General features: G+C 59.7%; 9 protein-coding genes and 1 pseudogene. 3 read left to right on the forward strand and 7 right to left on the reverse strand.

The window, feature by feature from the left end:
• Positions 1 to 384: 384 nt before the first annotated feature.
• The 3 genes and pseudogenes from ABIB99_RS23790 to ABIB99_RS23800 all read right to left on the reverse strand — a co-directional run bounded on the left by ABIB99_RS23790 (position 385) and on the right by ABIB99_RS23800 (position 2,066).
• The gene (locus tag ABIB99_RS23790; RefSeq protein WP_354177681.1) at positions 385 to 771 is read right to left on the reverse strand and encodes a YybH family protein; all 387 of its coding nucleotides are present in this window, start codon (positions 769 to 771) and stop codon (positions 385 to 387) included.
• A 27-nt stretch (positions 772 to 798) separates the two neighbouring features.
• Positions 799 to 1,192 (reverse strand): annotated as a pseudogene (locus ABIB99_RS23795) (glutamine--tRNA ligase); the annotation flags it as partial.
• A 40-nt stretch (positions 1,193 to 1,232) separates the two neighbouring features.
• Complete coding sequence (locus tag ABIB99_RS23800) at positions 1,233 to 2,066, reverse strand: enoyl-CoA hydratase/isomerase family protein (protein WP_354177682.1); 834 nt, start codon at positions 2,064 to 2,066, stop codon at positions 1,233 to 1,235.
• A 424-nt stretch (positions 2,067 to 2,490) separates the two neighbouring features.
• On the opposite strand from ABIB99_RS23800, the gene ABIB99_RS23805 reads away from it, so the two are divergent.
• From ABIB99_RS23805 to ABIB99_RS23815, 3 genes are all read left to right on the forward strand, one after another.
• Positions 2,491 to 3,354 carry an IclR family transcriptional regulator gene (locus tag ABIB99_RS23805; protein ID WP_354177683.1) on the forward strand — a complete coding sequence of 288 codons (864 nt, stop codon included), beginning with the start codon at positions 2,491 to 2,493 and terminating at the stop codon, positions 3,352 to 3,354.
• 204 nt (positions 3,355 to 3,558) lie between these two features.
• A complete protein-coding gene (locus ABIB99_RS23810; protein WP_354177684.1) occupies positions 3,559 to 4,623 on the forward strand; it encodes an acyl-CoA dehydrogenase family protein in 1,065 nt (354 codons plus the stop codon).
• 21 nt (positions 4,624 to 4,644) lie between these two features.
• On the forward strand, positions 4,645 to 5,808 hold the full coding sequence (locus ABIB99_RS23815) for an acyl-CoA dehydrogenase family protein (protein ID WP_354177685.1): 1,164 nt from the start codon (positions 4,645 to 4,647) through the stop codon (positions 5,806 to 5,808).
• 427 nt (positions 5,809 to 6,235) lie between these two features.
• On the opposite strand, the gene ABIB99_RS23820 is transcribed toward ABIB99_RS23815, so the two are convergent.
• The 4 genes from ABIB99_RS23820 to ABIB99_RS23835 all read right to left on the reverse strand — a co-directional run bounded on the left by ABIB99_RS23820 (position 6,236) and on the right by ABIB99_RS23835 (position 12,958).
• Entirely contained in the window at positions 6,236 to 7,246 is a 1,011-nt protein-coding gene (locus tag ABIB99_RS23820) for an NADP-dependent oxidoreductase (protein ID WP_354177686.1), read from the reverse strand.
• Positions 7,247 to 7,428: 182 nt separating this feature from the next.
• Entirely contained in the window at positions 7,429 to 9,402 is a 1,974-nt protein-coding gene (locus ABIB99_RS23825) for an AMP-binding protein (protein WP_354177687.1), read from the reverse strand.
• Between the two features lie 25 nt (positions 9,403 to 9,427).
• Positions 9,428 to 10,639, reverse strand: coding sequence for an ABC transporter substrate-binding protein (locus ABIB99_RS23830; protein ID WP_354177846.1), 1,212 nt, complete (start codon positions 10,637 to 10,639; stop codon positions 9,428 to 9,430).
• Positions 10,640 to 11,911: 1,272 nt separating this feature from the next.
• The gene (locus tag ABIB99_RS23835; protein WP_354177688.1) at positions 11,912 to 12,958 is read right to left on the reverse strand and encodes an alpha/beta hydrolase; all 1,047 of its coding nucleotides are present in this window, start codon (positions 12,956 to 12,958) and stop codon (positions 11,912 to 11,914) included.
• Between the last annotated feature and the right edge of the window lie 11 nt (positions 12,959 to 12,969).

Here is a 12,969-nt window from a genome sequence, read left to right on the forward strand (position 1 = left end):
TTTCCACGGGCGGCTCCCTCGTTTCAGGTCATCGATGACCCATCTTGCCACGCAAACCGGCGGAAGGGGGCCGTCCACCCCAACACGAGAGCCCGATCCGCGACCAAGCGGACGCGCCCAGCCCCAACGAAAAATGGCGCCCCCCTTCAGATCGCAGTGGAACCCATCCATTCTCAGATGTCGCGCCGCGCCAGCGGGCATGCCGATGCAGCGCGCCCGGAAGCGACCGGGCACGAAATTCAGCAGAGCCTTCCCTAAACTCCTCACCTGCTCTTTTGGCGGGCGGCTCCACGGGGACAAGGGCAATTGGGATGTCGCGCGATCAGTTTGCGTGCGAGCGCAGCATTTCTGTCAAGCGCTCCCTCCATGATGGCCTTGCACTTGTTAAATCAACGGCGCCTTCGACGAGACGTGATGGCTGACGATTTTCCAGTCGCCATCTTCGCGGGCGATCACCCAGGTAATCTTGAGCGACAGTTTTATCGCACCTTGATCAACGTCAAACGACGCCGTGCCGGCGACATTGACCAGATCGGGGCCGACCAGTTCGAAGACGACGTCGCTGAATTGAACGGCAGTTGTCCGCCACCGCGGCAATCCCTTGAAGTAGGCCGCAACACCGTCTCTCCCGCGATACAGTATCGGGTTCGAGCCGAAGAACAGCGCATGCTTTGAATAGAGCGAGGAAAGCGCGTCGGCGTCCAGTCTGCTGAAAGCCGCGGCCCATTTCGCGATGATGTCGGATGCGATGTCGTCGGCAGCATGTAGCATCGAATATCCAATCGTTCTGAACGGGCTTCAGCCCTTGGCGTCTTCCTTGGCAAAGGTGTCGCGTAGGCCGACGATACAGTTGAACACCAGCTTTTGCGATGTTGATTGCCTGTTCACCTCGTTCGAATTGCTTTCGGCCACGCCGGTCTCGATCCCCGCGTCGGACAGCACTTCCATCGACTGCGGATTGATGTCGGCGACAAAATTGCCAGCTCGGGGCTCAGCTCGGCGAACACTGATTGTAAACGCGGATTTCAGCTAGGCGCGACTGGGCCGCCGGCAGCCAATGCATGGTGGCCTTGACCTTGCGTCCGCCCGGCGCGTTGCCGTCGGGGGTCGCGCAATCGAAAGTACAGCGCAGCTCGACCACCGCGCCGACGTCGTTCTTGATGACGCCGGCGCATTTCATGAAGTGAGCATAGGCTCAGGAGGAGCGACAGAACGAGATAGTCCTCGTTTCCTCAGAGCGGACAGTCCAGTTGAAATGCCGGCGTTCTCTTTTCCACGAGAGCCGCAAGGCCTTCCTTTACTTCCGGTCCTGTAAATCCCATGAATTCAAGCGCCAACGAAGCATCGAATGTGGGGCCGGCCTGCCGGAGCCAATTATTGAGCGCGTATTTCGTCCAGCGAATGGCGCTCGGCGGTCCTGCAGCAAGACGGCTGGCGACTTCGATCGCTCTTGCGTCCAGTTCGTCGTCCTCGCAGCACATCGATACGACACCGATCCGCTCCGCCTCTTCGCCCAACAGCTGATCGCACAGCAACAGATAGTATTTTGCCTTCGCCATTCCGCACAACAGCGGCCACACAATCGCCGCATGATCACCCGCTGCCAAGCCTAACTTCGTATGCCCGTCAATGATGCGCGCCGTCTTGGTGGCGATGGAGACGTCTGCCAGCAACCCGCAAGCGAGGCCGGCACCGACCGCCGGCCCCCTGATTGCACTCACGATGGGCTTGGAGCAGTTGATGACATTGTAGACGATATCTCGCGCTTCCTTCCAGTTACGGATCCGCGTGTCATGATCGTCGATGATACGCTCCATCATCGCGAAATCGCCACCCGCTGAGAAGGCTCTTCCCGCACCAGTCAGGATGACGACTGAGACGCTGGGATCGCTGTCGATATCTCGCCAGACCATGCCGAGTTCGCCGTGCATTTTCTCATCGGCGGAGTTCATCTTGCCGTTCGACATCGTAACCCGTAGGACGCGCGGCTGCGGCCAGTCGAACTGAAGCCGCGCATACTTGGCATAGCGATTGTCCAGCCCGGCAGCCAACGTCTCGTCGTTCATCTGGCTCTCTCCGTTTGCATTGAATAACTACCGCTAACGCTCGGCGTCTCATTACGTCAGTGAACGCACCGATGCTGCGAATTTCTGGTGGCGTCAATGAAGAATTCGCACGAATGACGGTTCAAACTGCATATGAGTTTCTTCAGAACACTTTTCTAGTTTGACGCCATTATTTGCGAACGGGTATCGTGTGGGATGTCGCGGCCATATCACCTCCCAGCTAGGTTTCATTTGTGAATCCGAATACGTCGAATCCACACTGCGAGACGGATAGGCGACCGCGATTGCGTTTGGCCGAGAAGATCGCTGGCCGGCGCGGGCGGCGCTTTCAGCTGGGTTGCGATCCCGAGGGGGCCGGCCGCCCCGACCAGTTTGGAAGCTGGTCGCTCAAGAGCCGGGTTTGGCAGCAGGGCAAGTAGCGGAGATGGCGGTCGTGAAAAGGAATGAGCCTGTCACACCGGCGTCCACGCGCGGTTTGACACCTGAATTGCGTCGCGACATTCCCAAGGTTACGCAGAGTCTGGTGCCGCCAGATCAGAAGATCGACAACACCGTCAAGTCGGCGAAGCGCGTGTTCGAGGTTCTCGAGTTTTTCGAGGAGTATCAGTCCGCCGCATCGGTTATCGACGTGGCTGCCGCGTTGAATTTTCCGCAGTCGAGCACGTCCGCCTTGATGCGGACGATGACCGCGCTTGGCTATCTGCATTATGACGCCGGCCGCCGAACCTACGTCCCGACGGCGCGGATCTCGATGTTGGGCCACTGGCTCAGCCCCGTTCTTTTCCGCCGTGGGCGCTTGATCAACCTGATGGAGGATTTGTCGGCAAGGACCGGGGAGACCGTCATGGTCGGCCTGCGCAACGGTCTGGCCGCGCAATACATCCACGTCATCCAATCCAAGGTTCCCATGCGCTTGCACGTGCGCTCCGGAACGCTCCGCCCGCTGGCAAAGTCCGGATTGGGCTATGCGCTGCTGTCTCGGTATTCCAACAAGGAGGTCCGACGTCTGGTTAAGCTGCTCAACTCCTATGAAACTCATCCCGAGAAGCAGGTCGATGTCAAGGCGTTGCTGGTTGAACTCGGCAAGGTACGAAAGCAGGGCCATGCATTGTCGCTCAGTCTGGTAACGCCAGGCGCCGGCGTCGTGGCCATGGCTCTCCCGCGAGTAGCTGAATCCAGCGAACCTCTCGCCATTTGTGTTGCTGGCCTCACCGACGCGCTCGTCTCGCAAGAGAAGGCATTTGCGGCCGTGATGCGTGATGCGATCAAGTTTCACTTGAGCGATTGATTGTATCGCAATCGGCGATTTGCGCATGTGTGCAAAGGTATCCGCCATTCTGTTTTCGGCGGATTTCTCGACCGATCTTGCCGGCAAGCTCAAGCTGTCGCCAGAGGAGATTACGAGGCCAGAAGCGAGCGGACGATCGGAATGCCCAAGCCGAATAGGCCGTTGTCCCGCTCGAGTTGCCTTCCGTCCAAGTCAGGAGCCTTCATGTCAGATGAAGACAATATCGTCGTTTCCACCGCCGAACGGATCTTCGCCGACCTGGCGGATCTGCAAGAAGTCGCGCACGCTCAGGGCGATGCGTGGAAGACGCCGTTGTGGCGCGCACTTGCCGAGGCCGGTCTGCCGTTGGCGTGGGTATTGGAACAGCACGGCGGTTCGGGCGCGAGCCTGATCGACGGCTTTGCTGTGCTGCGCGCGGCCGGAAGGTCAGCCCTTGCGGTTCCGCTGGCGGAGACCATGCTTGCGGGGTGGCTGTTGTCGCAGGGCGGAATCGTCGCGCCGGAGGGAATGATGACGGTGTTGCCCGGCGACCCGCGTGAACTGATCGGACTGGACGCCGAGGGGCGATTGACCGGACAGGCGAGGCGCATCCCGTTCGCGCGCGATGCCGCTCATTTTGCCGTTCTTGCCAAGAGCGCTGCAGGAGTCAGGATCGCTTTGGTGGATGCCTCGCTTTGCCGCATTGATCGCTTCGAAAACCTTGCAGGCGACGCGGCGGATACTGTTTCTGTTGCTGGCGTGCAGCCGGTCGCCGTTGAGACCGCGCCACACGGGTTCAATCCGAACTCCCTTTTCTTGATGGGCAGCGCCGTGCGCAGCCAACAGATCAGCGGGGCGCTGGAGGCGATGCTGGAGTTATCCGTGCGTTATTCGACGGAACGCGTTGCCTTCGAGCGAACCATCTCGAAATATCAGGCGGTGCAGCACAATCTCGCGCGCCTAGGTGGCGAGGTCGCCGCCGCGGTCACTGCGGCGACTTCTGCGGCCGACGCGGTGAGCGCGGATTCGCGCGATACAGACGGCATCTTGCTTGAGGTGGCGTCGGCAAAGATTCGCTGCGGCGAGGCCGCCGATAAGGGCGCGTCGATCGCGCATCAGGTGCACGGCGCCATCGGTTTCACGGCCGAGCATGTATTGCATCGCCTGACATTGCGCGCTCTGGCGTGGCGGGATGATTTTGGAAGCGAGAGCTACTGGTCCTCCGAACTCGGCTGGTGGATCGGCAGGCGCGGCGCCGATGAACTGTGGCCGCTGATCGCGTCGCGTTGACCGGATTTGGGAGCCAAGACCATGACAACAGCATTACGATTCGATCCCATCCGGCTGCCGGAGCATTGCCAGGAGTTGCGTCGCGAAGTCCGCGCATTCCTTGCAGACGAGATTTCGGCCGGGACCTTTGATCCCCTGAGACCGGGAAGCGCTGAGGGTGAAGACGCCAAGGCGTTTAGCCGGCGCGTCGGCCAGCGCGGCTGGATCGGGATGACCTGGCCGAAGAGATACGGCGGTCAGGAGCGCAGCTTTCTGGAGCGCTACGTGGTGACCGAAGAGATGTGTGTAGCCAACGCGCCGGTTCGCCCGTTCTTCGTCGCTGACCGGCAGAGCGGTCCGACGCTGATCCGCTACGCGTCAGAGCATATCAAGCAGTCCATCCTACCGCGGATCATCCGCGGCGAGACCAGCTTCTGTATCGGAATGAGCGAGCCCGGTTCGGGATCGGACCTGTTTGCGGCCAAAACTAAGGCCACAAAGACTGATGGCGGTTGGCTGATCAACGGCACCAAGATCTGGACCAGCAACGCCAACGTGTCCGACTACATGATCGGCCTATTCCGGACCTCGGCGCCCACTAAGGAAAACAGGCGACGTGGCCTGACGTCGTTCTTGGTGGATCTGAAAACGCCAGGCATCACCTGCAACGTCATTCGCCAGATGTCTGGGCAGCGCGAGTTCAACGAAGTGGTGTTTCAGAATGCGTTCGTTCCTGAAGGCAACCTGCTTGGTGAGATCGACGGCGCTTGGAAGCAGGCAACCAGCGAACTCGCCTACGAGCGCAGCGGGCCTGAACGCTTTCTCGAAACCTACGCGGTTCTGACCGAATTGGTTCGCTCGCTCGGACCGGATCCTGATATCCGCGCGGCGGAAGGTCTGGGGCGACTGGTGGCGCAACTCCATACGCTACGGCGCATGTCGGTCTCTGTTGCCGGAATGCTCGAAGCCGGCAGGGAGCCGGTGGTCGAAGCGGCCATCGTCAAGGACATAGGTACGATTTGGGAGCAGCGGTTGCCACACACGGTGCGCGATCTCGCCGCTTTCGTCGATGCCAAAGCCAACAACCTCGCTACCCTTGACGAATGCCTTGCCTTCAACCTCAAAATTGCTCCCAAGCTCACCATTCAGGGCGGTACCACGGAGGTTCTGCGCGGAATCATCGCGCGCGGGCTCGGCCTACGCTGACATCAATATTCTGACGAGCCGCTCATTACCGCTGCAGCAGATGCCGTATCGATTCCCTCGCTGAACAACGTCGCGCTCAGCGAAGTTCGCGGACTGTCGCTGAACTTCTTCGATCTATCGTCTATCCGGCAGATCGCCGACGCGTAGAAGCGGGCAAGTGCCGTGCAGGTGCTCTCGCTGCAGACGGAAAAGCATTGTGCGCCGGTGCGAGTTTCGACAACTCGGGTCGGGACATTCCTGAAGCAGCCGCGACAGTGTCTGGTGCCCGAGTCTCACGCAACACGGCGACCGACTATGATTCGAATGAGCGATCGTGCTTCGGCAGACCGGAAATTTCGCGACGCGCGTCAGAAAGCGGCACACCGTCGCCCGCGAATTCTCGCATGGCCGGCAAGCCTATCCTGCATCTAGCGTCGCGAAAACACCTTCAGCGGATTCTGATCAGCCGCTTGCCGGTATTCTCCCCTCGGTAGAGCCCGGCGATCGCTGCCGGCGCGCATTCGATGCCGTTCTGTATGTCTTCGGAATAGCGCAATCGTCCATCGCGAATCCATTGTGACAGACGAGAAACAGCCTCCTCGTATCGAGACGCGTAGTCAAAGATGACGAAACCCTCCATTCGTGCGCGCTTGACCAGCAAGTGACGCTCGGCGCGCGGACCGTTCGGCCAAGGATCCCAAGTCGGGAACGAAGCAGTTCCACAAATCACTACGCGCGCGCCTACGGCTAGATGCCGAAGTACGGTGTCGCTGATGACGCCACCGGTATTGTCGAAATAGAGATCGATGCCCCGTGGGCAAGCCTTGCCGAGCGCCAAGTCCAGATTGTCGCTTTTGTAGTCGTACGCCTCGTCATAGCCGAACAGCTCGCGGCACTGCGCGACCTTCGCCGATCCGCCGGCAATCCCGACCGTTCGGCAACCCGAGAGCTTCGCGATCTGGCCGGCCGCCGACCCCACCGCGCCCGCCGCGGTCGACACCACCACGGTATCGCCGGGGCGCGGCCGACCGATGTCCAGCAGCCCGAAATAGGCGGTGATCCCGTTGAGACCGGTGACGCCGAGTGAGAGCGAAAGCGGCAGGTCGTCTTCCTGGACCTTTCGCGTGACGGCGGCAGGCCCGACGACAGCGAATTCCTGCCATCCGAACATGCCCATCACCTTGTCGCCCGGCTTGAAGTCGGAATGTGACGACTGTAGCACTTCGCCGGCAGCGAACGAGCGCATTACTTCGCCGATGCGCACGGGCTCCGAATAATTCGCGACGTTGCTGACCCAACCGCGCATAGCAGGTTCGACCGAAAGAAAGACGTTTTGTACCAGGATCTGCCCGTCCAGCAGATCGGGAACGTCCGACTCGACGATCTCGAAATCGTGGGCCTGCGGAATATCAGCGGGCCGGGATTTCAGAACGACCTGACGATTGCGATTGTTCTTCATAGACAACGGTTCCTGTTGAGGTCGAATTCGGAAGACGATGCCGCCCAATCTTGGATAGAGGAAGACCGTCGAATTCTTCGCTAGTCAACCTTGGCGCCGAGACTTGAGAAGGACCTGCGTGTCCCCTTCGAGATGCGGGCATGATATGGCAAAGTCGGGCTTGCTCGGCTTTGCGGGTCGGTTTACTTGGCGGCCAGTTTTTCGCGCAGCATGTCGACGGCCTCGGGATTAGCCAACGCGGAGAGGTCGCCCGGATCCTTGTCCTCGAACACGGCGCGTAAAACGCGACGCATGATCTTCATATTGCGGGTGCGCGGCAGATCATCGACGAACAAAACCATTTCCGGGCGATAGGACGGACCCATCCCTGCGACGATGGCCAACGACAGTTGGTTTTCGAGGCTGCGATCGCCCATGACGCCCGGCATCGGAACGCAGGCACACACGATGGCCGAGCCCTTGACCGGATGTGGAATGCCGAACACTGCGGCTTCAGCAAGCTTGCCGGTCGCGATCAGAATGCCTTCGAGTTCCGATGGCCCCGTGCGCTTGCCCGCGATCTTGATGGTGTCGTCGGAGCGGCCGAGAATGTAGTAGAGTCCGTCGAGGCCGCGCATCGCGAAATCGCCATGCACCCACAATCCAGGCAGTGTGCTCCAATAGCTTTCGATATAGCGCGCATCGTCCTTCCACAGGCTCTTGGTCAGTCCAATCGAGGAATGCCGCAGAACCAGTTCGCCGACCGTCCCATCGGGGACGCGCTGCCCCGTCAAATCGACGATGTCGGCGCCCACGCCCAGCGCGGGTCGCGCGAAAGAGCCCGGGTTCATCGGGTGATTGGGCGTCCCCGTGAAGATGCAGCCACCGACTTCCGTGCCGCCCGACATGTTGATGATCGGGATCTTCTTCTTGCAAACGCGCTCGAAGAACCACAGCCAAGGCGCTGTGGTCCACGCTTCGCCGCCAGAGGCCGTCATCCGCAGGCTGGAAAGATCGTAGGATTCGGCTTCGAGCCCGTAACGCATCAGACCGCGCACGATCGTCGGCGAAACACCGAGGTAGGTCACCCGATGTTCGGCGATCAGTCGCCAGAAGCGCCCCGTATCCGGATAGTCCGGAGTACCTTCGACTACCAGCAAGCTGCCACCGGCGAAGCTCGGGACGCAAGCGCACATCGAGCCCACCATCCAGCCCATATCGCTGAAGAAGAAAAACCGATCCGTCGATTTGAAATCGCCGCAGATGATCGTATCGCGGGTCACCATGGATCCGATGAACCCGATATGGTTCCAAACGCATCCCTTCGGTTCGCCCGACGTGCCCGAGGTGTAGAGCAGGATCGCAGGGTCCTCCGCCTGCATCTCGGCGGTTTCAATCATGCCGCCCTTGCCGGCGATGGCATCATCCCACCAGAGATCCCGGTCCTTCCGCATCGGCGTGTCGATCGCAAGATTGCCGCGACGCGCGACGATCACGTGTCTTACGGTCGGCGAGGCCTCCAGGGCCATGTCGAGCACAGATTTGAGCGGCCCCGAAGTACCGCGCCGCCATGTGCCGTCAGCGGTGATGACGGCCTTTGCTTCTCCATGATTCAAGCGGGCCTGAATCGGCGCAGGGCCAAACCCGGAGAACAGCGGCATGACGATCGCCCCGAGTTTCAGGATGGCAAAGAAGGCGACCAACGTCTCCGGCAGATTCGGCATGTAGATTGCGACCACGTCGCCGCGTCCGATCCCGATTTCGTGGAGCCCCTGCGCCAAACGCCCGACTTCGAGGTCGAATTCACGGTAGGTCAGCGAGCGCCGTTCACGCTTGTCTTCGCCTTCCCAGACGAGGAACGTCCGGTCCCAGACCGCGGTGTCGCGATGCTTGTCGAGGCAATTGAGCACGATATTGGTGGTGCCGCCGACGCACCAGCGCGCCCACGCTTGACCGCTGGAAACATCCAGCATCTGGTCGTAGTCACGGTAAAATCTCACATCGCAGAACTTGAAGACTTCCTGCATCAACCATGCGGGATCGGCTTCGGCTCTTGACGCAAGTTCGTCGTAATCGCTTTGGCCGGTGGCACGCAGAAACGCCGTCAAATTGCTTGCCCCCGCCAATTCTGATGGCGGCGTCCAGATATACGGCGTCGCTTCGTTCATGTTTGTCATCTGGGCTCTCTCACGCGCAAGTGCGTTACTTCTTGAGCAGCGGGCAGGCGCTTTCTTCCGGCGTCACGAAAGCATCCTTGCCGGGGATCACCTGAACCAGCTTTTCGTAGTCCCATGCTCCCTTCGATTCGGCGGGCGACTTGGCTTGCACCAGATACATGTCATGGATCAACTGGCCGTCTTCGCGCAGCGACGCGTTTCGGGCGAAAAAATCCTCGATAGGCATCGACTTCAATTGCGCGATCACCTTCGGGCCGTCGTCAGTGCCGGACTTTTCGATGGCCTTGAGATAATTGGTCACCGCTGAATAAAGCCCGGCATGAACCATATTCGGTCGTTTGCCGGTCTTGTCCATGAACTTCTTGGCGAAGGCCCGCGTTTGGTCGTCGAGATCCCAATAGAAGCCGGTTGTCACGAGCAGCCCTTGCGCTGCCTGCAATCCAATAGCGTGGATATCGCTGCTCTGCATCAGGAACACCGCCAGGCGCTGCTTGCCTTTGGTGAGTCCGAATTCCTGAGCCTGCCGAATTGAGTTTGCCAGGTCGCCGCCAGTGTTGGCGAACGCGACGACGTCGGCCTTGGAGTTTTGCGCCTGCAGGATATAGGACGAGAAGTCCATACTGTTGAGGGGATAGCGAACTTCACCGGCGATAGCGCCGCCGAGTCTTTCCACCGTCTTGGCCGCATCATTGCGCAACGCATGCCCGAACGCGTAATCGACGGTCAAGAAATACCAACTCTTGGCGCCCTCCATGACGAGCGCCCGCGCCGTGCTATTGGCGAGTGCGTAGGTGTTATAGATCCATTGTACCGAATTTGGCGAACACGCTTTGCCGGTAAGATCCGACGAACCTGCGGAAGCAACCAAAATAGCCTTGTTCTTCTGCTTGGCTAGTTCCAGCACGGCAAAGGCCACGGCCGAGTTGACGAGGTCGACGATGACGTCAACCTTTTCATTTTCGTACCAGCGCCGCGCGATGGCAGCACCGACGTCTGCCTTGTTCTGGTGGTCCGCGTCCACCATGACGATTGGCTTGCCGGCGACCTTGCCGCCGAAATCCGCGATCGCCATCCGAACGGCTTCTACCGACAACGGACCGGCGGCATCAGCGTAAACGCCGCTCAGATCGGTCAGCACGCCGATCTTGACGCTGTCGTCCGATATTTGTGCATGCGCCGATGTTGTCAGCAGCATTGCGACCCAGACGAGGGCAAATAAGTTGAGGACGTTCCTCATGGTTTCCTTCCTGGTGTTGTTCAAGCCTGTTTGGCTATTCTTTTTGTTGTGGAGCGCAGATCGAACATTTTCGGCCATGAGGCCGGATCCTGGCTGCTCGGAGCGTGTGCTTCTGGATCTTGTGCTGTTGTCATCGGCGGCGCATCGATATAGGCGACCCACGCCGGCAGTTTTTCCGTGGGCCAATGCGCTCGCGCAGAAGTCAAATACGGCTTGGCCGCAACTGCCGAGCCGGGCGCTTCCGCAAAGATGAACGCGACGACTCCCTCTTGAAGCATGGGATCGTGGCGCGGAACAACGGCAGATTGCCGAACGCAAAGATCCAGGTTAACGACGCTTCGACTTCCGCAGCCGGTATTTTTATGTCGGCGCAACGGATCATGGGCTTGAGGCGCGGTTCGCGGGATTTATCGGACTGATCGACACGCCGATGCCGTTCAGCGCCAACAAGCGAACCAGAACGTCTGGGTGATTCTCGATCGGTCTTCCGATGTGGTGGCCACGGACGTGGCGGGCGGCGCAACAGTGCGCCTGCAGTGCCGCCACGATCGCTGCGCAAACCAAAGCGGGCGCGGTTAGACAAATAGTTTAGGTCGATGCGCGGAGCGACACAGACACACGAGCTGAAAGGCGCGGCGCCTGCTGTCGATACGAAGATGCTGTGGAGCATGTGCATGGAAACCAAACGCTGAAACGTGAGATAAGATCGCGCGCGGAAACTAATTCCGCGTGCCTCGCCAATAGGGTGGTCGTTCCGAACCAATGTCAAACAATTAAAGAGTTCTATAAAACTCATATGCATTTTGGACTTCACTTTGTCAGATTTGACCCTAGCCCAGCGGACAGAAGTCTTCCGAGTTCGGCGGCGTGAGCGTCCCGCATTGAAGGCGAAACCATTCCGACATGATCAGTACGATCGCAGGTACAACGGCTCGCTTTCGAGCCTTGAACGAGACGTCGCTATGTCGGCGTGACATGTGACTCATAAGACCGTCATATCAGCCAAAATAAGTGAGCAATTCCGAAGCGAGTGCGACTCATAAGATTGCTGTGCTTTTGACAGAGGTGCACGTAAGAGTTGGTCCGTTGTCGCCACGTCAAGCGCATCAGTTGGTTTGCTGAGGGCTCAAACCACGTCGAGAACCGGTGATCGCTCAAACGTGGGCTGACACGGGGCGTGGTGATAACTTGGCGGACGCCTTAGAGAACTAAAAGATCCACGATCGTTGCTTCCGCTTCGCCGAAGTTTCCGGACTGTGCATGCGCGAAGCGCTACGGGACCGCGTCTCTCTGCTCGAGTCGGGCGTCCAGAGGCCTTAGCCTGTCGGCTACGTCGAGGACGTACACCCCTGCACTTATCTCCGAAGCATTCAGCCCGTCACGGCTTGTTTGAAGCCGGCCGTAGATCGCAGAGTACGCCCAGAAGCCGTCATGGCCGGCTCCCGCCGACGTGGCAAGGCCGGATATATCGACGACACGGACATTCGCGGTCCTTGCCCCTGAGATGACGCGGGGGTCGTCGATGTTCGCCGCTCCAGCCCGGAGTTGTCCCCCCGCGAGAAACCTGGAAAACGACAGAGCCTCGTCTTCTTTGGAAACAAGCACCGTGATGGGCGAGCGCAGGCGGCCGATGACGCGTAATTGCTGAAGGAACACCTCGGTGTCAATGTCCGGCGCCGCGAGCGTTACATCGTAGAGCTTCTCGATAGTTCGAACGTCCGACGCGATGCGAATCTGCCGAACGGCTTCCATGGTTAGCCAAGACCCCATGCTATGCGCGACGAGCTTGACACCCCCCACCCCACGCTCGGCCGCGAGCCGCGTGACAAGATGGGCGAGCGCGTCGCGCGAGAGGGTCACCGCATCCTTGTCGGCGATATAACCGGTAAGTTCTGCCCTTGACGGCCAGGAGAATAGAACCGCGGACGGCCCCGCACCCGAGTCAGCGACGAGCTGAGCCGTCCGAAACAGCGACTCTTGAAAACTATTGTTGTAACCATGAACGAAGATGCCGACGTCGTGGCCAAGTGAATTACCGCGAGCAGCAGCCTGCCCAATTTCGAGCAGGAACCTGTCTTCATCGAGACGCTCTGCCGAAACGACTGAAAAATGCCTCGCTGGGTCAGGAGCATTTGTTGGCCACTCAATCTCGGTCGGCGTATGAGTGGGAGGGATGGAGATCACATAGCGGAAGTACGCCGGTGTTGGAGCGACACCTTCGGCGAGAGGCACCGGCGCTTCAGGCTGTGCAGCACGAGTGCTTGCGACGAAGACCTTCACAAGTTTCGCAGCGCCGACGCTCGGAACGGGCTCGAGCACCCACGGCCCGG

Source organism: Bradyrhizobium sp. LA6.1, assembly GCF_040547805.1.
Classification (GTDB): domain Bacteria; phylum Pseudomonadota; class Alphaproteobacteria; order Rhizobiales; family Xanthobacteraceae; genus Bradyrhizobium; species Bradyrhizobium barranii.

What these genes read in the sequence shown, in the direction of transcription:
- ABIB99_RS23790 (WP_354177681.1), bottom strand. Translation starts at nt 771, where the DNA reads ATGCTACATGCTGCCGACGACATCGCATCCGACATCATCGCGAAATGG.
- ABIB99_RS23800 (WP_354177682.1), bottom strand. Translation starts at nt 2,066, where the DNA reads ATGAACGACGAGACGTTGGCTGCCGGGCTGGACAATCGCTATGCCAAG.
- ABIB99_RS23805 (WP_354177683.1), top strand. Translation starts at nt 2,491, where the DNA reads ATGGCGGTCGTGAAAAGGAATGAGCCTGTCACACCGGCGTCCACGCGC.
- ABIB99_RS23810 (WP_354177684.1), top strand. Translation starts at nt 3,559, where the DNA reads ATGTCAGATGAAGACAATATCGTCGTTTCCACCGCCGAACGGATCTTC.
- ABIB99_RS23815 (WP_354177685.1), top strand. Translation starts at nt 4,645, where the DNA reads ATGACAACAGCATTACGATTCGATCCCATCCGGCTGCCGGAGCATTGC.
- ABIB99_RS23820 (WP_354177686.1), bottom strand. Translation starts at nt 7,246, where the DNA reads ATGAAGAACAATCGCAATCGTCAGGTCGTTCTGAAATCCCGGCCCGCT.
- ABIB99_RS23825 (WP_354177687.1), bottom strand. Translation starts at nt 9,402, where the DNA reads ATGACAAACATGAACGAAGCGACGCCGTATATCTGGACGCCGCCATCA.
- ABIB99_RS23830 (WP_354177846.1), bottom strand. Translation starts at nt 10,639, where the DNA reads ATGAGGAACGTCCTCAACTTATTTGCCCTCGTCTGGGTCGCAATGCTG.